The organism is Rhodococcus sp. 14-1411-2a (genome assembly GCF_002259485.1).
Classification (GTDB): Bacteria; Actinomycetota; Actinomycetes; order Mycobacteriales; family Mycobacteriaceae; genus Rhodococcoides.
The window spans coordinates 575220-601195 of sequence record NZ_NPGA01000015.1; the positions used below are offsets into that span (position 1 = coordinate 575220).

General features: G+C 65.5%; 29 protein-coding genes. 18 read left to right on the plus strand and 11 right to left on the minus strand.

Annotated features, from left to right (window positions below; genetic code table 11):
* Positions 1–10: 10 nt before the first annotated feature.
* From folP to CH291_RS16475, 6 genes are all read left to right on the plus strand, one after another.
* Positions 11–871, plus strand: a complete 861-nt coding sequence (gene folP / locus CH291_RS16450) for a dihydropteroate synthase (RefSeq protein ID WP_094641281.1) — start codon at positions 11–13, stop codon at positions 869–871.
* Positions 868–1797, plus strand: a complete 930-nt coding sequence (locus CH291_RS16455) for a glucosyl-3-phosphoglycerate synthase (protein WP_094668820.1) — start codon at positions 868–870, stop codon at positions 1795–1797. The genes folP and CH291_RS16455 overlap by 4 nt, the downstream gene beginning before the upstream one ends.
* A gap of 31 nt (positions 1798–1828) precedes the next feature.
* Positions 1829–2155 (plus strand): DivIVA domain-containing protein, encoded by a 327-nt coding sequence (locus CH291_RS16460; protein ID WP_068053083.1) that lies wholly within the window; start codon positions 1829–1831, stop codon positions 2153–2155.
* On the plus strand, positions 2152–2760 hold the full coding sequence (locus CH291_RS16465) for a DNA-3-methyladenine glycosylase I (RefSeq protein ID WP_094641287.1): 609 nt from the start codon (positions 2152–2154) through the stop codon (positions 2758–2760). The genes CH291_RS16460 and CH291_RS16465 overlap by 4 nt, the downstream gene beginning before the upstream one ends.
* Before the next feature lie 95 nt (positions 2761–2855).
* On the plus strand, positions 2856–3023 hold the full coding sequence (locus CH291_RS16470; RefSeq protein ID WP_008714277.1) for a DUF3117 domain-containing protein: 168 nt from the start codon (positions 2856–2858) through the stop codon (positions 3021–3023).
* Positions 3024–3126: 103 nt separating this feature from the next.
* Positions 3127–3981, plus strand: coding sequence for a methyltransferase domain-containing protein (locus CH291_RS16475; protein ID WP_094688032.1), 855 nt, complete (start codon positions 3127–3129; stop codon positions 3979–3981).
* Positions 3982–3991: 10 nt separating this feature from the next.
* On the opposite strand, the gene glgA is transcribed toward CH291_RS16475, so the two are convergent.
* The gene (gene glgA / locus CH291_RS16480; RefSeq protein ID WP_094688033.1) at positions 3992–5155 is read right to left on the minus strand and encodes a glycogen synthase; all 1164 of its coding nucleotides are present in this window, start codon (positions 5153–5155) and stop codon (positions 3992–3994) included.
* A 76-nt stretch (positions 5156–5231) separates the two neighbouring features.
* Here glgA and glgC point away from each other — a divergent pair, with 76 nt between their 5' ends.
* Positions 5232–6446, plus strand: a complete 1215-nt coding sequence (gene glgC, locus CH291_RS16485) for a glucose-1-phosphate adenylyltransferase (protein WP_032394095.1) — start codon at positions 5232–5234, stop codon at positions 6444–6446.
* A 67-nt stretch (positions 6447–6513) separates the two neighbouring features.
* Here the strand turns inward: glgC and CH291_RS16490 are convergent, their stop codons facing one another.
* Positions 6514–7125 carry an O-methyltransferase gene (locus CH291_RS16490; RefSeq protein ID WP_068053115.1) on the minus strand — a complete coding sequence of 204 codons (612 nt, stop codon included), beginning with the start codon at positions 7123–7125 and terminating at the stop codon, positions 6514–6516.
* Positions 7126–7364: 239 nt separating this feature from the next.
* On the opposite strand from CH291_RS16490, the gene sigE reads away from it, so the two are divergent.
* From sigE to tatB, 4 genes are all read left to right on the plus strand, one after another.
* Positions 7365–7991: an RNA polymerase sigma factor SigE gene (gene sigE / locus CH291_RS16495; RefSeq protein ID WP_052047749.1), complete on the plus strand. Its 627-nt coding sequence runs from the start codon at positions 7365–7367 to the stop codon at positions 7989–7991.
* A 16-nt stretch (positions 7992–8007) separates the two neighbouring features.
* Positions 8008–8334 carry an anti-sigma factor family protein gene (locus tag CH291_RS16500; protein ID WP_068053118.1) on the plus strand — a complete coding sequence of 109 codons (327 nt, stop codon included), beginning with the start codon at positions 8008–8010 and terminating at the stop codon, positions 8332–8334.
* Between the two features lie 73 nt (positions 8335–8407).
* The gene (locus CH291_RS16505) at positions 8408–9940 is read left to right on the plus strand and encodes a S1C family serine protease (RefSeq protein ID WP_373455136.1); all 1533 of its coding nucleotides are present in this window, start codon (positions 8408–8410) and stop codon (positions 9938–9940) included.
* A gap of 18 nt (positions 9941–9958) precedes the next feature.
* A complete protein-coding gene (gene tatB, locus CH291_RS16510; protein ID WP_094641293.1) occupies positions 9959–10408 on the plus strand; it encodes a Sec-independent protein translocase protein TatB in 450 nt (149 codons plus the stop codon).
* A gap of 134 nt (positions 10409–10542) precedes the next feature.
* Here tatB and CH291_RS16515 read toward each other — a convergent pair whose 3' ends face one another.
* The 4 genes from CH291_RS16515 to CH291_RS16530 form a co-directional block, all read right to left on the minus strand.
* Entirely contained in the window at positions 10543–11679 is a 1137-nt protein-coding gene (locus CH291_RS16515) for an Mrp/NBP35 family ATP-binding protein (RefSeq protein WP_068053099.1), read from the minus strand.
* Between the two features lie 61 nt (positions 11680–11740).
* A complete protein-coding gene (locus tag CH291_RS16520; RefSeq protein WP_068053102.1) occupies positions 11741–12613 on the minus strand; it encodes a lytic transglycosylase domain-containing protein in 873 nt (290 codons plus the stop codon).
* Positions 12614–12727: 114 nt separating this feature from the next.
* Positions 12728–13267 (minus strand): DUF1003 domain-containing protein, encoded by a 540-nt coding sequence (locus CH291_RS16525; protein ID WP_068053104.1) that lies wholly within the window; start codon positions 13265–13267, stop codon positions 12728–12730.
* Between the two features lie 20 nt (positions 13268–13287).
* Positions 13288–14562 carry a magnesium transporter MgtE N-terminal domain-containing protein gene (locus tag CH291_RS16530; protein ID WP_068053108.1) on the minus strand — a complete coding sequence of 425 codons (1275 nt, stop codon included), beginning with the start codon at positions 14560–14562 and terminating at the stop codon, positions 13288–13290.
* A gap of 59 nt (positions 14563–14621) precedes the next feature.
* Between CH291_RS16530 and CH291_RS16535 the strand changes: the two genes are divergently transcribed.
* The 6 genes from CH291_RS16535 to CH291_RS16560 all read left to right on the plus strand — a co-directional run bounded on the left by CH291_RS16535 (position 14622) and on the right by CH291_RS16560 (position 20610).
* Positions 14622–15578 (plus strand): HpcH/HpaI aldolase/citrate lyase family protein, encoded by a 957-nt coding sequence (locus CH291_RS16535; RefSeq protein ID WP_094641295.1) that lies wholly within the window; start codon positions 14622–14624, stop codon positions 15576–15578.
* 70 nt (positions 15579–15648) lie between these two features.
* A complete protein-coding gene (locus CH291_RS16540; protein ID WP_057475533.1) occupies positions 15649–16137 on the plus strand; it encodes a general stress protein in 489 nt (162 codons plus the stop codon).
* Positions 16138–16332: 195 nt separating this feature from the next.
* Complete coding sequence (locus CH291_RS16545) at positions 16333–17655, plus strand: ABC transporter substrate-binding protein (RefSeq protein ID WP_094688034.1); 1323 nt, start codon at positions 16333–16335, stop codon at positions 17653–17655.
* Positions 17652–18602 carry a carbohydrate ABC transporter permease gene (locus CH291_RS16550; protein ID WP_037191569.1) on the plus strand — a complete coding sequence of 317 codons (951 nt, stop codon included), beginning with the start codon at positions 17652–17654 and terminating at the stop codon, positions 18600–18602. The genes CH291_RS16545 and CH291_RS16550 overlap by 4 nt, the downstream gene beginning before the upstream one ends.
* The gene (locus CH291_RS16555) at positions 18602–19435 is read left to right on the plus strand and encodes a carbohydrate ABC transporter permease (RefSeq protein WP_032375916.1); all 834 of its coding nucleotides are present in this window, start codon (positions 18602–18604) and stop codon (positions 19433–19435) included. Before CH291_RS16550 ends, CH291_RS16555 begins: the two co-directional genes overlap by 1 nt.
* Positions 19436–19440: 5 nt before the next feature.
* On the plus strand, positions 19441–20610 hold the full coding sequence (locus CH291_RS16560; protein WP_094641297.1) for an ABC transporter ATP-binding protein: 1170 nt from the start codon (positions 19441–19443) through the stop codon (positions 20608–20610).
* A gap of 65 nt (positions 20611–20675) precedes the next feature.
* Here CH291_RS16560 and CH291_RS16565 read toward each other — a convergent pair whose 3' ends face one another.
* From CH291_RS16565 to CH291_RS16580, 4 genes are all read right to left on the minus strand, one after another.
* Positions 20676–20960 (minus strand): hypothetical protein, encoded by a 285-nt coding sequence (locus CH291_RS16565; protein WP_068053133.1) that lies wholly within the window; start codon positions 20958–20960, stop codon positions 20676–20678.
* 159 nt (positions 20961–21119) lie between these two features.
* On the minus strand, positions 21120–22574 hold the full coding sequence (locus CH291_RS16570; protein ID WP_094688035.1) for an MFS transporter: 1455 nt from the start codon (positions 22572–22574) through the stop codon (positions 21120–21122).
* A 124-nt stretch (positions 22575–22698) separates the two neighbouring features.
* On the minus strand, positions 22699–23562 hold the full coding sequence (locus CH291_RS16575; RefSeq protein ID WP_094641301.1) for a chromosome partitioning protein ParB: 864 nt from the start codon (positions 23560–23562) through the stop codon (positions 22699–22701).
* Complete coding sequence (locus CH291_RS16580) at positions 23552–24268, minus strand: metallophosphoesterase family protein (RefSeq protein WP_068053171.1); 717 nt, start codon at positions 24266–24268, stop codon at positions 23552–23554. Before CH291_RS16580 ends, CH291_RS16575 begins: the two co-directional genes overlap by 11 nt.
* A gap of 70 nt (positions 24269–24338) precedes the next feature.
* Between CH291_RS16580 and CH291_RS16585 the strand changes: the two genes are divergently transcribed.
* On the plus strand, positions 24339–24932 hold the full coding sequence (locus CH291_RS16585; protein WP_094641303.1) for a suppressor of fused domain protein: 594 nt from the start codon (positions 24339–24341) through the stop codon (positions 24930–24932).
* Between the two features lie 7 nt (positions 24933–24939).
* Here the strand turns inward: CH291_RS16585 and CH291_RS16590 are convergent, their stop codons facing one another.
* Positions 24940–25896, minus strand: a complete 957-nt coding sequence (locus CH291_RS16590) for an esterase/lipase family protein (RefSeq protein WP_094688114.1) — start codon at positions 25894–25896, stop codon at positions 24940–24942.
* Between the last annotated feature and the right edge of the window lie 80 nt (positions 25897–25976).

Below are 25976 nucleotides of genomic sequence, written 5' to 3' on the forward strand. Positions count from 1 at the left end.
TATTGATTTCATGAGCACTCTCTGCGGCAAACCGGTCGCCGACGATCGCGCATTGGTCATGGCGATCGTCAATCGCACCCCCGATTCGTTCTACGACGGGGGTGCGAACTTTTCCGACGACGCCGCGATGGCGTCGGTGCACCGGGCCGTCGCGGAGGGTGCCGACATGATCGACATCGGCGGTGTGAAGGCCGGCCCCGGCGCCATCGTCGACGCCGAGGAGGAGATTCGCCGTGTCGTTCCGTTCGTCGAGGCCATCCGGGACGCGTATCCGGAGCTGCTGATCAGTGTGGACACCTGGCGCAGCGAGGTCGCTCGACTGGCCTGTGGCGTCGGCGCGGATCTGATCAACGACACGTGGGCCGGGGCCGATCCGGAGCTGGTGCGCGTCGCTGCCGCCGAAGGTGTCGGCATCGTCTGCTCGCACACCGGCGGGGCGGTGCCCCGTACGCGCCCGCATCGTGTTCGGTACACCGATGTGGTGGCCGACGTGATCGCCGAAGTCACCGCCGCCGCGGAGAACGCCGTCGCGGAGGGGGTGAAAAAGGATTCGATTCTCATCGATCCGACGCACGATTTCGGGAAAAACACCTATCACGGGCTCGAGTTGTTGCGTCGCGTGGACGATCTTGTAAACACCGGGTGGCCTGTGCTCATGGCGCTGAGCAACAAGGACTTCGTAGGCGAGACTCTAGGGGTAGAGCTCGCCGACCGGTTGGAGGGAACATTGGCAGCGACAGCATTGGCCGCAGCAGGCGGAGCCCGAATGTTCCGGGTTCACGAAGTTGCGTCGACCAGAAGAGTCGTCGACATGGTGGCAGCGATCCAGGGTCTGAGAACCCCGGCGCGGACGGTCAGGGGTCTGGCATGACACTCGCAGATCGAACGGACGTCACCAGGGCGTGGTCCGAGACCAACAGCTGGGACACCCCGCAATGGACCGTCGCCGAACTCGAGGCCGCCAAAGCGGGCCGAACGGTGTCGGTGGTACTCCCGGCGCTCAACGAGGAACAGACGGTCGCCGCCGTCATCGACACGATCCACCCGTTGCTCGGCGGTCTCGTCGACGAGCTGATCGTGTTGGACTCCGGTTCCACCGACGAAACGGCTGTGCGCGCGACGGCGGCCGGTGCACGGGTCATCAGCAGAGAAGAAGCGGTACCAGGGATCGACCCGGTACCAGGCAAGGGCGAGGTGCTGTGGCGATCGGTGGCTGCGTCGACCGGTGACCTCATCGCGTTCGTCGACTCCGACCTGATCAACCCCGATCCGGCGTTCGTACCCAAGTTGCTCGGCCCCCTGCTGATGGGCGACGGCATCCACCTCGTCAAGGGTTACTACCGCCGTCCGTTGCGGACCAGCGGAACCGAGGACGCCAACGGCGGTGGACGCGTCACCGAGCTGGTGGCACGGCCGCTGCTCGCTGCGTTGCGGCCCGAGCTGACCGGGGTCATTCAGCCCCTCGGGGGCGAGTACGCCGGTACGCGTGAGCTTCTGTCCGCGGTGCCGTTCGCGCCCGGCTACGGAGTGGAGATCGGGCTGTTGCTCGATACCTACGACAGGCTCGGGCTGGGGGCGATCGGCCAGGTGAATCTGGGAGTGCGCAAGCACCGCAACCGCCCGCTGGTCGAACTCGGGGCGATGAGCCGACAGATCGTCGGGACGATGCTCAACCGCTGCGGGATGGTCGATTCCGGTGCCGGTCTTCTGCAGTTCCGCGTCGACGGTGACTCGTTCGAGCCGTTCTCGACCGAGGTGTCGTTGTTGGATCGACCGGCGATGAACTCGCTGAAATAGTCGTGTCGGGCGGTCGTGACAAGATCGAGGCATGTTGACGCTGCTGATCTACGTCGTCGTCATTGCCGTCGTCGCTGCTGCACTGTTCTTCGTGGCGTCGGCGGTGTTCGGTCGCGGTGAGGAACTGGGCCCGTTGCCCGAGGGAACCACCGCGACCGTTCTGCCCGCGGAGGGCGTCACCGGTGCCGACGTGCGCGCGCTGAAGTTCCAGCAGAGCCTGCGGGGTTACAAGCCCAGTGAGGTCGACTGGGCACTGGAGAGACTCGGCGGCGAGATCGACATGCTTCGTTCGCGATTGTCGGCCGCGCAGTCCTCGGGTACCCCGCAGTCGGCCGCATCCGAGCCGGACGGGCAATGAGTGCTGTCGCCGGACCGGACGGCAAGCTCCGCTGCCCGTGGGGTGCCACCGACGACTCTGTGTATCGGGATTACCACGACGTCGAGTGGGGGCAGCCGCTTCACGGGCGCAACGAGCTCTACGAGCGACTGTGTCTCGAAGCGTTCCAATCGGGTCTGGCGTGGATCACGATCCTGCGCAAGCGCGAGAGTTTCCGCACCGCATTCGCCGGTTTCGATCCGGAGCAGGTGGCCCGGTTCGACGAGGCCGATGTGGATCGGTTGATGAACGACGCGTCCATCGTGCGCAATCGGCTCAAGATCGAGGCAGCGGTGAACAACGCGCGCGCCGTCGTCGATCTCCACGACACCGACCTCGACACCCTGCTGTGGTCCTTCGCGCCGAAACCCAGGCCGGCGCGCCTGACCGAGTTCTCCGAAGTGCCCGCCTCGACTCCCGAGTCCACAGCCATGGCCAAGGAGCTCAAGCGGCGTGGTCTGCGGTTCGTCGGTCCGACAACCGCCTACGCCCTGATGCAGGCCACCGGAATGGTCGACGATCACCTGTCGGAGTGCTGGGTGCAGGTCACGAATACCGACTCCGTTTCCCGGTATCGAGGTCGATAGGGAAGAATAGGAGTCAACACCCGTCGCCCCGCGACGAATTTATCTTTTAGGCCGAGGCGCCGAGTTGGTGGGCGCAGATCTGGAGGGAGCAGAGGATGGCGGCGATGAAGCCCCGGACCGGGGACGGTCCCCTCGAAGCAACCAAAGAGGGACGAGGAATCGTCATGCGTGTCCCGCTCGAGGGGGGCGGCCGCCTGGTCGTCGAATTGACCCCCGACGAGGCCGCGGCACTCGGTGACGAACTGAAGGGTGTCACCGGCTGATCGCCCTGTCGATCGATCATCGCTCAGCCCCGCTGGCCGTACCGGCAAGCGGGGCTTTGTGTTGTTTCCAGGGGTGTGCGTGCCGGTGTGAAAGAGGTGCTCGATGCTGACCGATGTCGTGGACGTGCTGTTGTGTCCGCAGTGCCGAGTGCGCGAGGTCGACTCCGGACTCGGTGTAGGCGACACGGATCGGACGCTGTGGTGCGATCGAGGGCATTCGTTCGACGTGGCCCGGCAGGGTTACGTCAGTCTGCTCACCGGTGACGGCGGCAAGTTCGCCGGCGACTCGGCCGAGATGATCGCGGCACGCGACGTGTTCCTTGAGAAGGGGCATTTCGACCCGATCGCCGCAGCGGTCTCGGCGGGTGTCCCGGTGGACAGCGAGGTGGTGCTCGACGTTGGAGTCGGAACCGGTCACTACCTCGCGGCTGTTCTCGACGCCCGCCCCGATGCCCGGGGGATAGGCGTCGACGTATCGAAGTTCGCGGCCAGGCGCGCCGCACGATCCCACCCCAGGCTGGGGTCCGTGGTCGCGGACATCTGGAGTGGACTTCCGGTGCGGTCGGGTGCCCTGTCCGCGGTGACGTGCGTGTTCGCCCCACGCAACGCCGGCGAGCTGAACCGAGTCCTCGTCGACGACGGAGTGTTGGTCGTCGTCACGCCCACGATGCGACATCAGCGTGAACTGCGGGGCCCACTGGGACTCATCGGCGTCGCCGAGGACAAGACCCGCCGGCTCGGCGAATCGTTGTCCGGCCTGTTCGAGCCGGTGGCGGAGTCTGCGCTCGACTATTCGATGATGCTCTCGCACAACGATATCGAAGCGCTGATCGGCATGGGCCCGTCGTCGCGCCACGGTGACCACGACGCTCGGTCCGCTGCCCTGGGTGAGCTACCGGACGTCACCGAGGTCACCGCGTCGGTGACTGTGTCGACCTATCGCAGGGCGAATCGCTGAGTCGTCCCGATCAGCGGCGCCGTGCCAGCGCGTCGTTGTAGACGGCGAGAGTCTGCTTCGCGATCGAGGCCCAGGAGAACTCGGCGACTGCGCGCTCGCGGCCTGCCGTGCCCATCGCTGTTGCGAGCGTGGGGTCGAGGGCGACCTCGTTGACGGTGTCGGCGAGGGTTCGCTCGAAAGCGTCGGGTTCGTAGGAGTTGTAGTGCACCAGGCGTCCGGTGCGGCCCTCGTCGACGACCTCGGGGATGCCGCCGACATCCGAAGCCACCACGGCGGTTTCGCAGGCCATCGCCTCGAGGTTGACGATGCCGAGTGGCTCGTACACAGAGGGGCAGACGAACACTGCTGCTGCCGTGAGAATCTCGCGAATCTTGTCGGTGGGCAGCATGTCCTTGACCCAGAACATGCCGCTGCGCTGCTCGGCGAGCGACGCCACCGCGCGCTCGGTCTCCGCGGCGATCTCCGGTGTATCGGGCGCGCCTGCACACAGGACGAGCTGGATCGACGGGTCGAAGTGGTGGGCTGCTGCGATGAGGTGCCCGACGCCCTTCTGCCGGGTGATGCGTCCGACGAACGCGACGATCGGCTTGCTTCGATCGACGCCGATCTCGTCCAGGGTCGAGGTGCCGTGATCGGCGAACCACCGCTGGGTGTCGATTCCGTTGCGCACCACATGAACCCGGCTCGGATCGAGTCGCGGATAGGCGTCGAGCACATCTTTTGCCATGCCCTCGCTGACGGCGATGACCGCGTCGGCGTACTCCACGGCATTGCGCTCCGACCACGACGAGATGCGGTAGCCGCCGCCGAGTTGCTCGGCCTTCCACGGCCGACGCGGCTCGAGGGAGTGCGCGGTGAGGATGTGGGGGACGTCGTACAACTCTGCTGCCAGATGACCGGCGAGACCGGTGTACCAGGTGTGCGAATGCACCACGTCCGCGCCTGCGGCGGCGTTCGCCATCCGCAGCTCGGCCGACAACGTCGTCAACGCAGCGTTGGCTCCGGCGAGCGCGGGATCCGGGTCGTGCACCTGCGCAGTGTCGCGGGGCGCGCCCATACAGTGGATGTCCACGTCGCACAGCGACTTCAGCTGCGCGGACAACTCGGTGACATGAACTCCTGCGCCACCGTAGATCTCCGGGGGATATTCCTTGGTCATCATTGCTACGCGCACGTGAACGAACCTACATTCCCCAGCAGTTGTGCGTGTACTGCTCGCAAGGTTCTCTCGGTGCGGATAGGTTGAGTGGGTGAGGACACAACCGCACGTACTAGGGATCGTGCTTGCCGGCGGCGAGGGTAAGCGTCTTTACCCGATGACCGCGGACCGAGCCAAGCCGGCAGTTCCCTTCGGGGGCGCCTACCGACTCATCGACTTCGTGCTGAGCAATCTCGTCAACGCCGGTTACCTCCGGCTCTGCGTGCTCACCCAGTACAAGTCCCATTCACTGGACCGCCACATCTCGCAGACGTGGCGGCTGTCCGGATTCGCCGGGGAGTACATCACTCCGGTTCCCGCGCAGCAGCGTCTCGGACCCCGGTGGTACACCGGCAGCGCCGACGCGATCTTCCAGTCGCTGAACCTGGTGTACGACGAGGACCCCGAGTACATCGTGGTCTTCGGAGCCGACCACGTGTACCGGATGGATCCGGAGCAGATGGTGCAGCAGCACATCGACTCCGGCGCGGGCGTCACCGTCGCGGGCATCCGGGTTCCGCGTAGCGAGGCCTTCGCGTTCGGGTGCATCGATTCGGACGAGAACGGCAAGATCACCCAGTTCCTCGAGAAGCCGGCGCAGCCGCCCGGCACCCCGGACGACCCGGACGTCACCTATGCGTCCATGGGTAACTACGTGTTCACCACCAAGGTGCTCGTCGACGCCATCAAAGCCGACTCCGAGAACGTCGACTCCGACCACGACATGGGCGGCGACATCATTCCGGCGCTCGTCGAAGCGGGCGTCGCCTCGGTCTACGACTTCAACGACAACGTCGTGCCCGGTGCCACCGAGCGCGACCGCGGCTACTGGCGAGACGTGGGCACCATCGATGCCTTCTACGACGCCCACATGGACCTCGTGTCGGTGCACCCCATCTTCAACCTGTACAACCGCCGCTGGCCCATCCGCGGATCGGCCGAGAACCTGCCGCCCGCCAAGTTCGTCCAGGGCGGCTTGGCTCAGGAGTCGGTCGTCGGTGCCGGGTGCATCCTGTCCGCGGCCACGGTCCGCAACTCGGTGCTCAGCTCCAACGTCATGATCGACAGCGGCGCGACGGTCGAGGGCAGCGTCCTGATGCCCGGCGTCCGGATCGGCAAGGGTGCCGTCGTGCGGCACGCGATCCTGGACAAGAACGTCGTGGTGGGCGACGGCGAGATCATCGGCGTCGACCACGAACGCGATCGCGAGCGCTTCAACGTCAGTGCCGGTGGAGTCGTCTCCGTCGGCAAGGGCGTCTGGATCTAGAGCCTGCGGCATGTGAACGGTAATTCGTAACCCGCTACGAGTTACCGCTCACATGCGGCGCAGCCGCTCACGCTCTCGACGCGCAGATCAACCCGTCGCCCAAGGGCAGCAGCACCGTCGTCAGACGGTCGTCCTCGGCGATGGCCCGGGCAGCGGAACGGACTGCAACAGCGGTGGCGTCGCGCTGAGTGGGATCGGCGACCCGTCCGCCGAGCAACGCGTTGTGCAGCACCAGAACTCCGCCGGGGCGCAGCAGTCGAACGCTCTCGGCTACGAAGTGCGGATGGTCGGCCGGACTGGCGTCGATGAACACCAAGTCGTAGGTGTCGTCGGCCAACCGGGGGAGCACGTCCAACGCCCAACCGTTGATCAGCCGGGTACGTGAGGGCGCTATTCCCCCCGCGCGGAACGCTTCTCGGGCCGCGCGCTGGTGCTCCGGTTCGGTGTCGATGGTGGTGAGAACGCCGTCCGCGCGCATCCCGTCGAGCAGCCACAAGCCGCTGATGCCTGCGCCGGTTCCGATTTCGACGACGGTCTTCGCGCCGAGCATCTGGGTGAAGATGGACAGAATCGCTCCGACCGACGGCGGTACCGGGGCGGCACCGAGGTCGACGGCTCGCTCTCTGGCTGCGATCAGAACCTCGTCCTCCTGGGCGGAGTCTTCGGCGTAGGCGAGCATCTTCTCGGCGTTGGTCGGCACGCCCCGAGGCTATCGTGCCCAGGGCACATTCTCACGCACACATTCTCAGGTGCGCCTCAGCTGTTTCATACCGGACCCACACGCGGGTCCGTCAGGCTATGGAGGAATCGAAGGTCCATCTCGATTGCGAAGTGTGAGCTGGAACATCCGAGGGTAGTCGTCGGTTGAATCAGAAGGACGTACGCAGTCCTGAGCAGGAGGATCCAACTATTTACAAGATCAACGGCGATCGCGACACCGCGCGTCTACCCGAGTCCGTACCCGCGCCCGACGACCTCAGCGGCACCGCAGTGTTCGATGCGACCGGCGAGGACTCCACCATGCCGTCCTGGGACGAACTGGTTCGCGAACACGGCGACCGCGTCTACCGACTGGCCTACCGTCTGTCCGGCAACGCTCAGGACGCCGAGGACCTGACGCAGGACACCTTCATTCGCGTGTTCCGCTCCCTGTCGAACTACCAGCCGGGCACGTTCGAGGGGTGGCTGCACCGCATCACCACCAACCTCTTCCTGGACATGGTTCGCCGTCGCAGCCGCATCCGTATGGAAGCGCTTCCCGAGGATTACGACCGCGTCCCCTCCGACCGACCCAACCCCGAGCAGATCTACCACGATGCCCGCCTCGATCCCGATCTGCAGTCCGCGCTCGACTCGCTGGCACCCGAGTTCCGCGCCGCAATCGTGCTGTGCGACATCGAAGGACTGTCCTACGAAGAGATCGGTGCGACACTGGGCGTCAAGCTCGGAACGGTTCGCAGTCGCATTCACCGTGGACGCCAGGCGCTACGCGAGTACCTTCGAGTGCACGGGAAGGTCGACTCCGGTCACGCAAGTGTCCACTAGCTACGAGGAGGGTTGGATGACGCAGGCGCGCAAGCCGAAGCAATTCAGCTCCACCGAACATCTGGCCAGTGAGGCCGTCGCGGCGTACGTCGACGGCGAGTTGCGAATGCCCGCTTATCTCCGTGCAGCCGACCATCTGTCCGAATGCCCCGAGTGCGCCGCCGAGGTCGAGGCCCAGCAGCAGGCGCGCAAGGCCCTGCGCGGAGCAGGGGAGATGTCGATGCCGCATTCACTGCTCGGTCTGCTCAGCCAGATACCGTCCTGCGCGGGCGAGGATCGGCCGTCCCACACCAAGCGAACCTTCATGTCCGCGGTAGCCGACGTCCGCCGTCGACGACGCTGACGGTGCCCGACTCTTCTCACCTGCATCGAGCCGCGCCGACCGCTCGAGTGATACTGAACTCTCACACCGACGTATGCGAGGGGTAACCGGACGCGTGACATCGAATTCGACCAGCACCGAGACCGCAGGCACCGATCCGGCAGATTCCGAGGCCGCAGGGACCGGTCCGGAAGGTCCTCGGTTGCCACCGCGTCCGCTGTATCGACCCTCCGTCGATCCGGTGTCGGCCTCGGTGTTCGGACGTCCCGACGACGTGGACGGTTCCTTCTCTCCTCGTAGGCCCGGCGACGAACTTCCCTCGCGCGTATCGGTGCGCCCACCCGATCCTGTCCTCGCCGAGGCCTTCGGTCGCCCGAACGATGCCCATGAATCACTGCAACGAGACCCGAACGCCGTGGACGAGAGCGACACCGCCCCGTCGGCTCCGGCCGATCCGTGGCGCGACCCCACCTCTCGGGTCTCCCTCGGCAGCGCGGCGCTCGATTCCCCGCCCCCTCCCGTTCTTCCACCGGGCACCAAACTCGGTGTGCGAGACGTGCTGTTCGGTCGGTCTGTGTCCGTCCGAGCTCTCGTCGTACTCGGTGTTCTCGCACTCGTCATCGGATTGGTAGGCGGGCTGTTCGGTCGCCTCACCGCCGAGGTGACGGGCGCGTTGACCAGCCAAAAAGTGACGCTGACCCAGTCCAGCGGCGACGACATCCCGCGCGGACAGATCAGCAACGTCGCCGACGCCGTCCTGCCGTCCGTCGTCTCGATCCAGGTGACGCTCGGCGAGACCGGCGGCACCGGCTCGGGCGTCGTCATCGACGGTGCCGGCTACATCGTGACGAACAACCACGTGATCTCCCTGGCGGCATCCGACCCGGAGAACTCGACACTCGAAGTGACCTTCTCCGACGGCACCAAGGTGCCCGCCGACATCGTCGGCCGCGACACCAAGACCGACCTCGCCGTCCTCAAGACCGATGTCGGCAACCTCACCGTCGCCGAACTCGGTCGTTCCGACGACGTTCGCGTCGGGCAGGACGTGATCGCGGTCGGCTCGCCGCTGGGATTGAACAAGACCGTCACCTCCGGCATCGTCAGCGCGCTCGATCGGCCCGTGGCGCTGTCGGGTGAAGGCACCGATACCAACGCCGTCATCGATGCCGTGCAGACCGACGCCGCCATCAACCCCGGCAACTCCGGCGGTCCGCTCATCGACTTCGAGGGCCGCGTGATCGGCATCAACTCGGCCATCCGAAGCGAGAGCGGCGGATCGGTCGGCCTCGGCTTCGCGATCCCCGTCGACGAGGTCACCGAGGTGACGCAGAGTCTCATTCGGGACGGCGTCATGCGTCATCCCGACTTCGGCGTCAACGCCCGATCGGTCATCAACGACACCTCCGCCGGGGCAGAAGTGGCCAACGTGCGCTCGGGCGGGCCTGCTCAGGAAGCGGGCATCGTCGAGGGAGACGTCATCACGAAGGTCGGCGACCGCACCGTGGGTAACGCCGACGAACTGGTCGTCGCCGTGCAGGCCACGACGATCGGGGAGTCGGTTCCGGTGCAACTCGTCCGGTCGGGACGGCTGGTGGACCTCTCCGTCACGCCGGTTTCGGACTGACGACGTAGGCTGGCAGGCGTGTTCGGCAACATCGGTTGGGGAGAGCTCGTCATTCTCCTCGTAGCAGCTCTCGTGATCCTCGGCCCCGATCGCCTCCCCGGCGCCATCAGCTGGGTGTCCAAGTCGATCCGGCAGGTCAAGGATTACGCCAACGGCGCGAGCCAACAGCTCAAGGACGAGCTCGGCACCGACTTCGAGGACCTTCGCAAGCCGCTTGCCGATCTCAACCAGCTCCGGGGCATGACCCCGCGCGCGGTGATCACCAAACACCTGCTCGACGGTGACGACTCGGTCTTCAAGAACCCACTCGACGACACCTTCAAGGGCAAGCCCTTCGAGACCAAGCCGAAGAACGTGGGCGGACCGACTCCACAGGCCGGAACCGCACGCAGTGGGGTGTCGATGAGCAAGAACGAGCCGAAACTGTCTGCAGGCGATACCCCGCCGATCGACGCCGACGCCACGTAAGCCTGAATCCTCGGTCGCCGCTCCCGACCACGCCCATTCGGATCAATGCGGGATTCAGTCACTCTGAGTGCAACAAAGCCACATTGATCCACAGCTGGGTGGGGGCCGTGAGCCAGGCCGGCTGCCACGCGTGTCTAGAGCTTGCGCGCCGAGTCGATTCCGAGTGACATGCCGACCAGTCCGCGTTCACGGACTGCCAATTTCGCTGCCACGGCTTCGAGTGCTTGTGCTGCAGGCGATTCCGGGTTGCTCAGTACGATCGGAGTGCCGGCGTCTCCGCCTTCTCGGACGGCGGTGTCGAGGGGGATCTGACCCAGCAGAGGCACGCTGGCACCCACTGCCTTGGTCAGTCTGTCGGATACGTCCTGTCCGCCACCGGATCCGAAGATGTCCATCCGGGTACCGTCGGGCAGTTCGAGCCACGACATGTTCTCCACGACGCCTGCCACGCGCTGACGCGTCTGCAATGCAATTGCGCCCGCTCGTTCGGCCACCTCGGCCGCGGCCTGCTGCGGGGTCGTGACGACGAGGATCTCGGCACTCGGAATGAGTTGGGCGACAGAGATCGCCACGTCACCGGTGCCGGGCGGGAGATCGAGCAGCAGTACGTCCAGATCGCCCCAGAAGACATCGGCGAGGAACTGCTGCAGTGCGCGGTGCAGCATCGGCCCGCGCCAGACGACGGGGGTGTTGCCCTGGGTGAACTGCGCGATCGAGATGAACTTCACTCCGTGCGCCTGCGGCGGCATGATCATCTTCTCGACCTGCGTCGGCCGCGCGTCGTTTCCGAGCATCCGGGGCACGGAGTGACCGTAGATGTCGGCGTCGAGCACGCCGACCGACAGCCCACGGGCGGTCAGTGACGCGGCGAGATTGACCGTCACGCTGGACTTGCCCACGCCGCCCTTGCCCGACGCCACCGCGTACACGCGCGTCAGGGATCCGGGTTGCGCGAAGGGAATGATCGGCTCCGCGGAATCGCCGCGCAGAGATTTGCGGAGCTCGGTGCGCTGCTCGTCGTTCATGACGTCGAGTTCGACCGTCACGGTGCCCACGCCGGCGACGTCGGCGACGGCGTTCTTCACGCGATCGCTGATTTCGGTCTTCATCGGGCAGCCGGAAGTGGTCAGATAGATGCCGACGCCGACCGCGCCGTCGTCGGAGATGTCGATGCTCTTGACCATCCCGAGGTCGGTGATGGGTTTGCGGATCTCGGGGTCGATCACCTTCGTGAGTGCGGTCCGAACGTCGGATTCGGTCAGTACAGCCATTGCCTCATGCTAGGCGGTGGGTTGTGCGCCGATGGACAGCAGGGCAGGCGCGGGCGCGATGTCAGTGAATGCGGGGCAGCTGGTCCGAGGACGGGACGATGCCGGTGGCGTAGCCGGCCGACCATGCGAGCACGTTCGCCACATAGGCCATCGAATTGTTGTAGCGCAGGATCGCTTTGGTGGTCGATCCCAGATCGCGCATGTCGGTGCCGTTGTCGCACAGGTACATGCCGGTGGCCAGGGCTGCGTCGAACAGGTTCTGGGGGTCGGAGACTCCGTCGCCGTTGCCGTCGGCGTGATAGAGGTTCCACGTCGAGGGCAGGAACTGCATGGGTCCCACTGCGCGGTCGTATTCGGCATCGCCGTCGAGCGCCCCGCCGTCGGTGTCACGAATCACCTGGTTGCCGGCCAGTGTGCCGTTCAGCCGGGGGCCGAGGATGGGTTCGTGCAGTTCGCCCGAGTCGTCGACCTTGCCGTTGTTGGCATGGGTGGATTCGACGCGGCCGATGCCGGCGATGACGGTCCAGCCGATGCCGCAGCCGGGTTGCTGCTGGGCCAGGATCCGCTCGGCGTTCTTGTACGCCGAGACGTTGACGACCGGGATGGCGATGGGGCTGACGGCGAGGTTGGTGGGCAGCTCGGGTGTGGGCGGGATCTCGGGAATCGGCGCGGGTGCGGGGACCGCGGCGGGCACCGGCTGCTCGGCCTGAGCCACCGGCTGCGCCTGCTGGTCCTGGGCGATCGGCTGCGGAGTCTCCACCACGGAGTTCGATTCCTGGGCGGCCGTGGTGGTCTTGGCCGAGACGAACGGAATGTATTCCGTGGCTCCGGCGCTGGTGGCGGCGGTGACGAGTCCTGCGGGGACGAGACCTGCCAGAGCAATCACCGAGTTCCGTCGAACCTTGGAAGTCGATGCTTTTCTGTGACGACCCACGCGTGCTGTACCTCCTGATTTCCCCGGATGACAACCGGGGCCCGACCTGATGACCGGGATCGAGGGTACCTGATTCGAGACTGTTCCGTTATCGGGCCGTTACAGAGCGAGCCGCTACGTATCGAGGTCCGAGACCTCCGGGGTGCCCGCGTCGTCCTGCACCCTGGCGGCGGCCTTCTTCCGTGCTTTCTTCGGAGCCGCTGTGGGCTGGCCCGTCGCCTGCTCGAGGAGCGCCTTGATCTCGTCGAGTTCGCGGCGCAGGTAGTCGCGGGTGGCGACCTCGCCGACCGCGATCCGCAGCGATGCCAACTCGCGAGCGAGGAACTCGGTGTCGGCTTTCGTCTGTTGTGCGCGAGAACGGTCCTCCTCGAGCGAGACGCGGTCTCGGTCGTCCTGCCGATTCTGGGCCAGCAGAATCAGCGGAGCCGCGTACGCGGCCTGGGTCGAGAACGCGAGGTTGAGCAGGATGAAGGGATACGGGTCCCACCGAAGGTTGACCGCCACGACGTTGAGGAAGATCCAGACGATCACGATGCCCGTCTGGATCGCCAGGTAGCGGCCGGTACCGAGGAACCTCGCGGCCTTCTCGCCCGACCTGCCGAGGTCGAAATCGACGTTGACGTTGAACATCCGCGATCCGCGCGGAGTGTCCATTCTCTGGCGTGCTGTTTCTTTCACTGTCCGGCCACTTCCTGATCTCGCCAGTCCTCGGGCAGCAGGTGATCGAGGACGTCGTCCACGGTCACGGCCCCGACCAGGTGGTCCTCGTCGTCGACCACCGGGCCGCAGACGAGGTTGTACGTCGCGAAGTATCGCGTGACGGCGGTGAGGCTGTCCTCGGGCGACAAGCGCGGCAGGGCGCTGTCCACCACGCCGCCGACCAGACTCGCCGGGGGTTCTCGAAGTAACTGCTGCAGATGTACGCAGCCGAGGTACGGCCCGGTGGGAGTGGCGGTGGGCGGCCGCACCACGAACACCAGTGAGGCGAGCGCGGGCGTCAGGTCGGGGTTGCGTACCCGGGCGAGCGCCTCGGCCACCGTCGTCGATGCGGTGAGTACGACGGGCTCGGGGGTCATCAGACCACCGGCGGTGTCGGGGGAGTGCTCGAGCAGCCGTCGGACGGGTGCGGAGTCCTCCGGATCCATCAGTCGCAGAAGCGATTCCGCTTCGGTCTCGGGCAGCTCTCCGAGGAGGTCGGCGGCGTCGTCGGGGTCCATGGCCTCGAGCACGTCGGCACCGCGGTCGACGCCGAGGTAGTGCATCAGCTCCACCTGATCGTCGTCGGGCAGTTCCTGGACGACGTCGGCGAGCCGTTCGTCGTCGAGGGCCCGCGCCACTTCCATGCGTCGTTTGACGGGAAGCTCGCGCATCGCGTTGGCGACGTCGGCCGCTCGCAGGTCCTCGAACTGCATGAGCAGCTGTGCCACACCCTGATCGGGCATCGACAGTTCGTTCTGCGTGAGTCCCTGCACGTGCAGCCAGTCCACGACATGGATGGCACCGCGGCGCGCCAGGCGCTGACGTTGTTTGCGTACGGCTACTCGCGCGACGACCCAGTCCCGCGTTCGGGTGAGCTCGATACCCAGATCGACGACGATGGAATCGGCGTCGTGCAGCTCGTCGAGTTCGGGGTCGTCGACGCGCACCTTGGAGTCGAGGATCTGGGCGAACACCAGGATCTCGTTCGCGCGCTGGGTGAATCGCCGCAGACTGACGTTGCCGGTGGTGAGTTGAACCGAGTTGGGCTCGATACTGGTGACTCTGAGCATCGGTACGAAAATTCTTCGGCGCGTTGCCAATTCGACCACGAGGCCGAGGACTCTGGGTTGCGCTCTGCCGACCCGCATCGAGATGACCACGTCGCGAACTCGGCCGATGGATTCGCCGTCGGGGCCCAGGACGCCCAGGCCGGCGAGCCTGGCCGCGAATACCTTGCTCAGTGCTGCCATGATGGCAAGGTTAGAGGTTGGGCGATACAGACGATGAATCAGACAGGGGTTGTGCTGCGGTGAATGCGTCGGGCCTACGGAGATCGGTGCTGGCCGTTCCGGGCAGTTCGGACAAGATGATCGCCAAGGCCAAGGGACTGCCTGCCGACGCGATCTTCCTCGATCTCGAAGACGCCGTCGCGCCCATCGCGAAAGTCGAGGCCCGCGCGCGCATCGTCGATGCTCTGAACTCCGATGGCTGGGGCGATCAGATCAAGGTGGTGCGCGTCAACGACTGGACGACGCAGTGGACGTACGGGGACGTCATCGACGTCGTGTCCGGTGCCGGACGCAATCTCGACGCCATCCTGCTGCCGAAGGTGGAGTGCGCCGCGCACGTGCAGGCGTTGGATCTGCTGCTCACCCAGCTCGAGAAAGAGCACGGACTCGACGTCGGTGCGATCGGGATCGAGCCGCAGATCGAGAGCGCCCGCAGTCTGCGCAACATCGACGAGATCGCGACCGCGAGCCCGCGGGTGCAAACCCTGGTGTTCGGTCCCGCAGACCTGATGGCCAGCGTCAACATGCGCACCCTGGTCGTCGGCGAGCAGCCGGTCGGTTACGACACGGGCGACGCCTACCACCACATTCTGATGACCATCCTGCTCGCTGCCCGAACACACGGTCTGCAGGCGATCGACGGTCCGTATCTTCAGATACGCGATCTCGACGCCTTTCGCCGGGCGGCGGGCCGGACGGCAGGCCTCGGTTTCGACGGCAAGTGGGTGCTGCATCCGACGCAGATCGAGGCCGCCAACGAGATCTTCGCGCCGCGTCAGGCCGACTACGACAAGGCCGAGATGATTCTCGACGCGTACGAGTTCCACACCTCCGCGGCGGGCGGCGGTCGCGGCGCAGTGATGTTGGGCGACGAGATGATCGACGAGGCGAGCCGCAAGATGGCGCTCGTCGTCTCGGCGAAGGGACGTGCGGCGGGAATGACACGGACGACCGCCTTCGTGCCGCCCGCGCCCTGACCGACCGTCAACCTGCTGTGAACCGCTACAACGGGTGTGCCGAGTGTCCGTTTCGGGGCACAATGGAGCCATGACCAATCCCCTCTCGCAGCCCGGTCGCCCAGGGCAGGGTCTGCCGACTCCGCCCTCCGGCTGGCCTATCGGTTCCTACCCCACCTACGCCGAGGCGCAGCGCGCCGTCGACTACCTCTCCGACGAAGAGTTCTCGGTGCAGGACGTGACGATCGTCGGTGTCGACCTGATGCAGGTCGAGCGCGTGCTCGGCCGCCTCACCTGGCCCAAAGTCATTGGTGGAGGCATTGTTTCGGGTGCCTGGCTGGGAGTCTTCCTCGGCCTGGTCCTCGGCATCTTCAGTGAGAACATCTTCGGAGCGCTGCTCATCGGCGTCGGCGGTGGCATCATCTTCGGGTTGATCTCGGCGTCCATTCCGTACGCGGCCACCAAGGGACAGCGAGATTTCGCGTCGAGCATGCAGTTGGTCGCGGGCCGATACGACGTCATCTGCGAGCCGCGAACCGCGGAGAAAGCACGCGACCTGCTCGCCAAACTGTCGATCTGATCACACCTGGTGGACGACCAGGCAACCGACAGGTAACGGAATAGCCCCAAATCGCCCTCTATGCCAGTGAGTTCGGTTACGTTTCTTTCGTGCACGGCAGTCCCACACAATGTGCTGCGCGAGTAACTGAACGTACGGAGGCGGAAAGTGCCGAGACATCGTGGTCGTAGGCGTGGAAAAGCAACGAGGATAGGGGTGTTGGCGGCAGCGGCTCTGGTCACGAGTCCGTTGCTCGCAGCGTGTGGTTCGTCCGACAGTTCGGTTCCGGTTCTGAGTTTCTACACTGCCGCAGACGGCGCAGAGCAGTACGCCGCTGCGGCACAGGTGTGTTCCGACGCCTCCAACGGCCGCTACCGAGTGGAGCAACGGACTCTGCCCAAGAGCGCCAACGATCAGCGGCTCCAGCTCGCGCGGCGCCTCGCCGGCAACGACAGGACGCTGGATCTGATGACACTCGACGTCGTCTGGACGGCCGAGTTCGCCGAGGCCGGATGGGCATTGCCCGTCCCGGAGGACCTGTCCGAGAAGCTGCGCGACGGTGCCACGCTCGAGGGCCCACTCGCCACGGCAGAGTGGCAGGATCAGCTGTACGCGGTGCCGCTCAACTCCAACACCCAGTTGCTCTGGTACCGCCCGGACGAGGTGCCCGACGGAGTGCCGCCGCAGACGTGGGATCAGCTGATCGACGTGGCCGAGGCCAATGCGGCGGCGGGCAAGCCCGCACAGATCGGCGTTCAGGCAAAGCAGTACGAGGGCTTCATGGTCTGGTTCAACTCGCTGCTCGAGAGCGCTGGTGGTTCGGTCGTCGCCGAGGACGGAACGACGGTGACGCTGAACGACACTCCCGAGCATCGCGCCGCCACCGAGAAAGCCCTCGAGATCATCAAGCGAGTGGCCACGGCCGACGGCCGCGATCCCTCGGTCTCGCAGAGCGACGAGGCAACTGCCCGCCTCGGCATGGAATCGGGACGGATGGCATTCCAGGTCAACTACCCGTTCGTGCTGCCCGGGTTGAAGGAGAACGCCGTTGCCGGTGCCGTCTCGTTCCTCGACCTGTCGACGGTGCCCGAGGATCAGCAGGACGCACGCATCGCCGAGGTCTTCCGTAGCGCCCCGTATCCGGAGGTGAACCCGGGCGAGCCCGCGAAGGTCACCATCGGTGGCTTCAACATCGGCGTCGCGAAGACCACTCAGCACGAGGATCTCGCGTGGGAGGCCGTCGAGTGCCTCACCAACGAGGAGAACCAGCGCAACAACGCCGTCAACGGTGGTGTGCCGCCGGTGCTGAAGTCGCTGTACTCCGATCCCGAGTTCCAGGCCGTCTATCCCGCGTGGGAAGGGGTTCTCGGTTCCATCGAATCTGCGGCTGTGCGTCCCGTTTCGCCTGCCTACCAGAGCATTTCGATTCTGCTGACCGATGCGCTCAACCCGCCGCAGAACATCGATCCGGTGGCCGACGTGGACAAGCTCGCAGATCTGGTCTCCAAGGCCGTCAATTCCGAAGGGTTGATTCCATGAGCGCCACCACCGAGTCACAGCCCGCATCGCAGCCTGTCGACAAGCAGGCGGCTCTGAAGAACGTCTCCGACGGCAAGAAGGCCGAACGTCGCCTGGGGCTGATGCTCATCGCACCCGCCGCCCTGCTGATGATCGCGGTCACCGGGTATCCGATCATCTACGCGTTCTGGCTCAGTCTGCAGAAGTACAACCTCGCATTCCCCGAGGATCGTGAATTCGTCGGCCTCTCCAACTACGTGACCGTGCTGTCCGACGGCTACTGGTGGACGGCGTTCAGCGTCACGGCCGGCATCACGATCATCTCGGTGATCATCGAGTTCATCCTCGGCCTGGCCGTGGCTCTGGTCATGCACCGCACCATCTTCGGTCGCGGACTCGTACGCACCGTGGTGCTCATCCCGTACGGCATCGTGACCGTCGCCGCCGCGTACAGCTGGTACTACGCGTGGACCCCCGGCACGGGCTATCTCGCCAATCTGCTGCCCGACGGTAGTGCTCCGCTCACCGAGCAGTTCCCGTCACTGGCGATCGTCGTACTGGCCGAGGTCTGGAAGACGACGCCGTTCATGGCGCTGCTTCTTCTGGCAGGCCTGGCGCTGGTGCCCGACGATCTGCTCAAGGCGGCCGAGGTCGACGGAGCGGGTGCGTGGACCAGGCTGATGCGCATCACGATTCCGTTGATGAAGCCGGCGATTCTCGTCGCGGTGCTCTTCCGCACCCTCGACGCGTTCCGCATCTTCGACAACATCTACGTCCTCACCCGCGGTAGCAACGAAACCGGATCGGTCTCGATTCTCGGTTACAACAACCTGTTCGGTGCGTTCAACCTCGGGCTCGGGTCGGCGATCAGCATTCTGATCTTCTTCTGCGTCGCGATCATCGCGTTCGTGTTCATCAAGTTGTTCGGTGCATCGGCACCGGGATCCGACGACGGAGGCCGCAAGTAATGACCACTGTTACGCCTCGCAAGAAGGTCGGTTGGACGGTCGTCAACGTCCTCGTCCTGCTCTACGCACTCGTTCCACTGCTGTGGATCATCAGCCTCTCGTTCAAGTCGACGGCCACCATCGCCGACGGCAACTTCATTCCTCGTTCGATCACCTTCGACAACTACAAGGGCATCTTCTCGACCAATCAGTTCACCTCGGCGTTGGTCAACTCGATCGGTATCGGACTGATCACCACCGTGATCGCCGTGGTGATCGGCACGATGGCCGCGTATGCCGTTGCGCGTCTGGACTTTCCGGGAAAGAAGGCTCTGGTCGGTGCCGCACTGCTCATTGCGATGTTCCCCCAGATCTCCCTGGTGACACCGCTGTTCGACATCTCCCGCTCGCTGGGACTGTTCGACACCTGGCCGGGGCTGATCATTCCGTACATCACCTTCGCGTTGCCGTTGGCGATCTACACCCTGTCGGCGTTCTTCCGCGAGATTCCGTGGGAGCTCGAGAAGGCAGCGAAGATGGACGGCGCGACGCCGGCACAGGCGTTCCGCAAGGTCATCGCCCCGCTGGCCGCACCCGGCATCGTCACCGCCGCCATTCTGGTGTTCATCTTCGCCTGGAACGACCTTCTGCTCGCCATCTCGTTGACGGCGACGGAACGTTCGGTCACCGTCCCGGCGGCCATCTCGCAGTTCACCGGTAGCTCTCAGTTCGAGGAGCCAACGGGATCGATCGCGGCGGCAGCAGTCGTCATCACGATCCCGATCATCATTTTCGTGCTCTTCTTCCAACGACGTATCGTGGCGGGCTTGACGTCCGGCGCAGTGAAGGGATAACCGTCATGGCCGAAATCGTTCTCGACAAAGTCACCAAGCTCTACCCCGACGGCGCGGCTGCCGTCAGCGACGTCGACATCACCATTGCCGACGGCGAGTTCATCATCCTCGTCGGCCCGTCCGGTTGCGGAAAGTCCACGACCCTCAACATGATCGCCGGTCTCGAGGACATCTCGTCCGGCGAGCTGCGCATCGCGGGGGAGCGCGTCAACGAGAAGGCACCGAAGGATCGCGACATCGCGATGGTGTTCCAGTCGTACGCGCTGTATCCGCACATGACGGTGCGGCAGAACATCGCGTTCCCGCTCACGCTCGCGAAGCTCTCGAAGTCGGAGATCAACAGCAAGGTCGAAGAGGCAGCCAAGATCCTCGACCTCAGTCAGCACCTCGACCGCAAGCCGGCGAACCTCTCCGGTGGTCAGCGTCAGCGAGTTGCCATGGGCCGCGCCATCGTTCGTACCCCCAGTGCGTTCCTGATGGACGAGCCGCTGTCCAACCTCGACGCGAAGCTGCGTGTGCAGACTCGCGCCGAGATTTCACGTCTGCAGAAGCGGCTCGGCACCACCACCGTGTACGTCACGCACGACCAGACCGAGGCCATGACCCTCGGCGATCGCGTCGTGGTGCTACGCGGCGGATTGGTGCAGCAGATCGGTTCTCCGCAGGAGCTGTACGACAAGCCGCGAAACCTGTTCGTGGGCGGCTTCATCGGATCGCCCTCGATGAACTTCGTTCCCGGACAGCTCACCGCGAACGGAGTGTCGACCGCGCTCGGTGAGATCGACATCCCGCTCGAGCGGATGGACGCGATCAAGGCCAAGAACCCGGGTCGCGAGGTGGTCGTCGGCATCCGCCCCGAGCACTTCGAGGACGCAGCACTGATCGACGGCTACCAGAAGATGAGCGGTGCCACCTTCACCGCCACCGTCGACGTACTCGAGTCGATGGGTAGCGACAAGTACGTGTACTTCACGCTCAAGGGTGCGCGGGTCGAATCCAGTGAGCTGCAGGAGCTCGCAGCGGACGCGGGTATTGCCGATCTCGGTGGCGCACAGGTGGTTGCGCGCCTGGCCGCCGAATCCAAGGCCGCCGAGGGTGGTCAGGTGGAACTGTGGTTCGACCCGGCGAAGATCTCGGTGTTCGACCAGGCCTCGGGTGCGAACCTGACGCTGTAGAGCGCTGCGCGCATGTGCGCGGAAACTCGTAGTGGGCTACGAAGTTCCGCGCACATGCCGCAGGCTCAGAACGCAGAGCCGGTGCTCGGCAGCTGGTAGCCCTGGAAGAAGTTGTACGGCACCACGTTCGGTGCCGGATTCTGCAGCTGCGGCGCCGGTGCCTGGGGGAACAGCTCGGAGAGCTCGAACTGGTTCGGCCCGTCGTTTCGGTTGTCGTCGTATCGGGTGTGATTGTCGCCCCGGTCCGTCCACAGTGGATCGGCCGATGCTGTGCCCGCCATTGCCACCAGAGGAATGGCCACCAGAGCCCCGGTCACTGCTGCGCGGGTGAAGATCTTTCGGGTGTTCATGTGTTCCCTTTCGTCGGTGTTCGTACTTCTCCGACGTTAGGTCGACGAGGTGGGCCCGCGACAGGGAAAACTGCTACCTCCCAGCACATTACGAGCTTTCTGCCAAGGAGCGTTGCCCGTGATTTCGTGCGTCTCCCCTGGTCGCGGCACGGGCAGTGGTCAGGTCGTCGGCGCAGACCTGGCAGTGCTGCCAGCCGGAACGGCCGGTTCGCTGCGGCCGCCGACCACCGATTCGCCGGTGTTCGGAGTGCTCTTGATGGCCAGGGCCGCCAATCCGACGACGAGACAGGCCACCGCTCCGGCGGCGAAGGCCGCGGTGTAGACGATTTCACGGGCGACCCCGGTCCCGTCGATGGCGAACATGGCCAGTGCGGTGGACAGTGTTGCGCTTGCGATCGACGTGCCGACGGTTCTGACGATCGAGTTGACACTGTTGGCCACGCCGGTGTCCGCCGCATCGACCTCGGCCATGAGCAGGTTGGGCAGGGCAGCGAACGCGAGACTGACGAACACGTTGATGACCACACCGGCGGTGATCAGTTGCCAGGTGTGATCGTGCGCCAGTGCGACGAACACGAAGCCGACCAGCCCGGTCACCGCACCTGCGATCAGAACTCGACGCGGCCCGAAGGACCGGATGAGACGACCGCTGAGGACGGCCGCAACCACGCCGACCGCCGCGCCGGGTAGCAGGTAGACCACGCTCGCCTCGAGAACGTTGGCGGTGAAGCCGTAGCCCGCCACCGCTCGTGGTGTCTGCACGAAGTACGAGCAGGCGAGGAAGTTGACGAACATCCCGATACCGACGAACACGGTGGCGACGTTGGTGGCGAGCAGCGGACCGTGGGTGAGCATGCGGGGCGCGACCAACGGTTCGGCGGTGCGCTTCTCGAGCAGCCACCAGAGCGTCCCCGTCAGTACACCGGCAAGGGCGCAGCCGAGGGTGGCCACCGAACCCCAGCCCCAGGTGCGGCCTTGTGTCAACGCGAGGAACAGGAGCAGGAGGGTCACGGCGAGTCCTGCGGCACCCCACCAGTCGACGGTGCCACCGCTGGTCTTCGGTCGCGCGGGCACGCCGAACCAGGCGATCGCGAGGGCGAGCACGACGAACACGACAGTGAGCCAGAACACGCGGTGGTAGTCGGCTCCGTTGGCGGTGAGCAGCCCGGTCAGAACCAGTCCGAAGCCGCCGCCGACGCCCAGTGTCCCGGACAGGACGGCCATCGAGCCGACGAGCTTTCGTGGGGGCATCTCGTCGCGCAGTACCGCCAGCGCGATGGGGAACAGGGCATAGGACACTCCCTGCAGGACGCGACCGACGATCAACCAGAGCAGCGAGTGCGTCAGGGCCGCGAGCAAGGACCCGGCGAGGACGACGGTGAGTACACCGATGAGCACCGGCCGCTTGCCGTGCAGGTCGGCGAGCCGGCCGATGACGGGGGTGGCAATGACCGCTGCGAGGAGGTTGCCCGTCAGTACCCAACCTGCGGCCGTGGTGCTGACGCCGAGTTGGGTGCCGATGGTTCCGACGATGGGGACGACCATCGTCTGCAGAACGGCGAGAGTCATGACGATGAAACAGAGTCCGGGCAGCAGTATGCGGCGGGTGGACATGGAAGAACTACCTCGTTACCTGTCGAAAAAGCACTAGAAGCGACGCAAATAAATTGTTGAATGCATCTAAGTGACTATCAGATATCGCCGAACCAGGGAAGCGGTCCCCGACGACGGCACCGTGTCACTGCGGACGGGTGGGCTTGCCCAGCGCCTTCTGCCGCAGTTCGCTGACGATCTCGTCGTTCCACACATGCTCGCGCACCAGGCGGTAACGCTCCCGGCTCATCCACAGGTACGCCTCCGCGTCGGTGCGGTCCTCGAGGATCTCCGCAGCGCGCACCATGCGCACCACCGGGAGGTATTCCTCACCGAACCAGCGCCGCGCGACGGTACCGCGGTCGACGAACTCGCCGACCTCCTGCATCAACCGGAAGCCCCACGCCTCCACCGATTCGCTCAGCTGGGCGTAATCGAACGGATCGGTCACCTGAACGGCCTCGCGTGCCTTGCCCACCAACGGGACACGACTGAGGAAGATGCGCCGGTGATCCTTGATCAGCAGGTCGCCGCGTCGGGTGATGCCCTCCGGTGAGATGCGGGTGATGATCTCGGTGACGACGGCGTCGATCGACGTCCGGTGCATCGCGAAGGCGATGGAGACTCGATGGTGTCCGTCGACGACGAAGTGCATGCCACCGATGCGGTACACCTGGATCGGCGGCATCGCCTCGCCGCGGCGCTGAGCAGCCGCGAGTCGTTGCCAGCGTTCGCGGATGCGCGCCGACGTCGGCCGAAAGAATCGATCGAAATCACGAGTGCGATCGACGCTGCCGACGATGGTCTCGACGCGGATGACCTGCAGGCCGAGGTGACGCTCGCCCACCTTGCCGAGGGCGGCGACCACCTCGTCGAACGGCAGGATGGTGTTGACGTCGTCAGGTTGACGACGCAGCCACCCGACCAGACGTGCGACGTCGGCGCGGCGGCGTTGGCGGGTGAAGTCGTTCTCCGCGTCGGCGGCCGGAAATCCGGTGTCACGTGCCATGTCTGCGCCTCACGATCTTGGGTGTCTCGAAATCCGGTCTCTCGCCGCCCGGTTCGATCTCGAGGAGGGTGTATCCGACGGTGTTGATCACCGCCGCGCCGTGCAGGGACAGGTCGTCCGGGGTGTGACCGTGCGGATGAATGTGGCCGTGCAACAACAACTGTGGGGAGAGTCGACGCGTCACCTCGTCCAGACAGTCGAAACCGATGTGCGCCGGATCGGTGTCGTCGCCGACGCCGAGCGGTGGACTGTGGGTGAGCAGAATGTCGACGGGCCGAAGGTCCTTGCGCACGTTGCGATGCCACGCGAACGTCCGGGTCAGCGTTCGTGATCGACGTCGCTGCTGCCGTTGGGTCCACTGATTGGGCCCACCGTTGTAGCGGATGGACCCGCCGAGCCCGGCGATCCGGAGGCCTGCCGCCGACACGATGCGACGATCGACGTTGACGGCACCGACCGGTCCGGGCCAGGTGGCGGGCAGCCCGGCACGCATCCACCCTGCGCGCCCGGCCGAGTACCCGGTGAGGTCCGCGTCGTGATTGCCCGGCACGAACACACACGGTGCGTTCAGCGCGTCGGTGAGGTACTCGAGGTAATCGAACGGGAGGTCGCCCGCGCCGAGGATCAGGTCGACTGCGAGCGACTTCACCTGCGGACTCCACAGGGATTCGATCGTTTCGTCGGCAACTGCGAGAACGGAGACCACGGGTACGACGGTACCCACCTCCGGTGCGGTGGTACCTCCGAACGGACTTCTCGGGCATCGGTGGTGTTGGATGGGTCAGGTGAGCGACAGTGTCATCGAAGCGGTACGCGCACATCTGGTGACCGAGATCGGCGACGAGAATCCGTCGTCGGCGTCGGTGACGTTCCTCGGCCTCGAGTCACTGGACGTGCTGAGATTCGGCGCGGACTCCGACGTGGTCCGATACGTCAGTCTCGGCTGTTCTCGTCACCCCATGGCCGACCCCAACGAACTCGTCGCCGATCCATCGCGCGGCCCCCGAGCCGAACTGGTGCTGACTCTGCGCGGTGGAGCAGGCGTGGCGTCGGGCGTGCACAAGTCCCTGGCCGTGCTCGCTGCCTCTCCCGCAGTGGAGGGCGTCGTACTCGTCGAGGACGCGCTGCTCGACCTGGGCGAGCCGCTGTGGACCAACGCGCCGTTCACCGCAGTGCTGCTGGGCGAGAGCGATATCGCCGATCTGACGCTGCCCGAGCCCTACGATCCGGTTCGCTTTCTGGCCGCAGTGCCGTTGACCGGCACCGAGGCCGCGTGGGTGCGTCTACGCGGTGCCGCGGCCCTGCGGGAGGCCTGGACCGAGGCAGGGATCGACGTGCGCGATCCGAATCGATCTGCGGCCAGTCTCTGACGAGACGTCATCGCGCGTAGGACGCCAATTCCGGTTCGGCGGTGACGGAATCGAAGATGAGGTGCAGAGGCACCTCGGCCAGATACTTCAGTCCGGTGATCGCGGCATCCGCGTCGTAACGCAGGTTCGGCATCGTGGTGGTGAAACACAGGTCGTCCGAGATGCGTTCGCGCACAGCAGGTCCGTCGTGTTCGAGCGCGTCGAGGACGAGATGAAAGGCGACGTTGTCGCCGATGATGTTGAAATGTTCGACGGGCCGGAGCGGGCAGACGTCCTGGACGGCGATGTTGGCGGCCCCGGCGAGGGTGCTGGCGTGCGGTTGCGGGTAGATCAATTGGTCGAACTTCGTATAGATCGAGGTGTAGCTGGGCCCCGCGGGCAACGGACGCGCCGCCAGTGCGGTGAGGAACTTCGATCCGGTGGCGATCTGCCAGTTCGCCGGCGGGCATTCGTGCGAGTCGTCGCATCCCGAGCGCGCCGAGTCGGTGCCGTTGTACGGGGTGGCGAGCGAGACGAAGTCGGACACCAGTGCGGGCAGATCCGGCCAGAACGTCAACGCCCACAGCTCGTCGAGTGGACCGTGCTGGTGACCCATCAGGACGACCTGGCGACCGCTGTCGGCTGCCATGGTGCGGACCGCATGCACCACGTACTGGGCGGCGACCTGGAGGTCTCCGTAGCCCTCGTCGGGAAGCGAAAGGCTGCACACCGGTATCCCAGCGGCGGGCAGTGACTGCAGATAGTTCCAACCGAACGATTGCTGATCGGTGGCGAAGGCCGGGGTGAGCAGGACCGGATCGCGGGTGGCGTCGTGCAGATCGGGGGTGCACGTGAGGGCGTGGTCGAGGGCGGCCGGAGCGACGGTGAGCACGGGACCGAGATCGGGGTTCGACCCGGCATGAGCTGTACCCGGAGCGCAGACGGTCATGATCGCGACGGCCACTACCAGTGAGCGGATTCTCATCGATCCCTTCCGGACGGAGATGCAGAACTTCTGCAGTCTCATCCGGTCAGGACCGGCGGGATCGTGACCCGGAAGGGGTC

Excerpts from the sequence above, each read along its gene's own strand:
- folP (WP_094641281.1), top strand. The coding sequence starts at position 11 with ATGAGCACTCTCTGCGGCAAACCGGTCGCCGACGATCGCGCATTGGTC.
- CH291_RS16455 (WP_094668820.1), top strand. The coding sequence starts at position 868 with ATGACACTCGCAGATCGAACGGACGTCACCAGGGCGTGGTCCGAGACC.
- CH291_RS16460 (WP_068053083.1), top strand. The coding sequence starts at position 1,829 with ATGTTGACGCTGCTGATCTACGTCGTCGTCATTGCCGTCGTCGCTGCT.
- CH291_RS16465 (WP_094641287.1), top strand. The coding sequence starts at position 2,152 with ATGAGTGCTGTCGCCGGACCGGACGGCAAGCTCCGCTGCCCGTGGGGT.
- CH291_RS16470 (WP_008714277.1), top strand. The coding sequence starts at position 2,856 with ATGGCGGCGATGAAGCCCCGGACCGGGGACGGTCCCCTCGAAGCAACC.
- CH291_RS16475 (WP_094688032.1), top strand. The coding sequence starts at position 3,127 with ATGCTGACCGATGTCGTGGACGTGCTGTTGTGTCCGCAGTGCCGAGTG.
- CH291_RS16490 (WP_068053115.1), bottom strand. The coding sequence starts at position 7,125 with ATGCTCGCCTACGCCGAAGACTCCGCCCAGGAGGACGAGGTTCTGATC.
- CH291_RS16500 (WP_068053118.1), top strand. The coding sequence starts at position 8,008 with ATGACGCAGGCGCGCAAGCCGAAGCAATTCAGCTCCACCGAACATCTG.
- CH291_RS16505 (WP_373455136.1), top strand. The coding sequence starts at position 8,408 with ATGCGAGGGGTAACCGGACGCGTGACATCGAATTCGACCAGCACCGAG.
- CH291_RS16515 (WP_068053099.1), bottom strand. The coding sequence starts at position 11,679 with ATGGCTGTACTGACCGAATCCGACGTTCGGACCGCACTCACGAAGGTG.
- CH291_RS16525 (WP_068053104.1), bottom strand. The coding sequence starts at position 13,267 with ATGGACACTCCGCGCGGATCGCGGATGTTCAACGTCAACGTCGATTTC.
- CH291_RS16530 (WP_068053108.1), bottom strand. The coding sequence starts at position 14,562 with ATGGCAGCACTGAGCAAGGTATTCGCGGCCAGGCTCGCCGGCCTGGGC.
- CH291_RS16540 (WP_057475533.1), top strand. The coding sequence starts at position 15,649 with ATGACCAATCCCCTCTCGCAGCCCGGTCGCCCAGGGCAGGGTCTGCCG.
- CH291_RS16550 (WP_037191569.1), top strand. The coding sequence starts at position 17,652 with ATGAGCGCCACCACCGAGTCACAGCCCGCATCGCAGCCTGTCGACAAG.
- CH291_RS16555 (WP_032375916.1), top strand. The coding sequence starts at position 18,602 with ATGACCACTGTTACGCCTCGCAAGAAGGTCGGTTGGACGGTCGTCAAC.
- CH291_RS16560 (WP_094641297.1), top strand. The coding sequence starts at position 19,441 with ATGGCCGAAATCGTTCTCGACAAAGTCACCAAGCTCTACCCCGACGGC.
- CH291_RS16565 (WP_068053133.1), bottom strand. The coding sequence starts at position 20,960 with ATGAACACCCGAAAGATCTTCACCCGCGCAGCAGTGACCGGGGCTCTG.
- CH291_RS16570 (WP_094688035.1), bottom strand. The coding sequence starts at position 22,574 with ATGTCCACCCGCCGCATACTGCTGCCCGGACTCTGTTTCATCGTCATG.
- CH291_RS16575 (WP_094641301.1), bottom strand. The coding sequence starts at position 23,562 with ATGGCACGTGACACCGGATTTCCGGCCGCCGACGCGGAGAACGACTTC.
- CH291_RS16585 (WP_094641303.1), top strand. The coding sequence starts at position 24,339 with ATGGGTCAGGTGAGCGACAGTGTCATCGAAGCGGTACGCGCACATCTG.
- CH291_RS16590 (WP_094688114.1), bottom strand. The coding sequence starts at position 25,896 with ATGAGAATCCGCTCACTGGTAGTGGCCGTCGCGATCATGACCGTCTGC.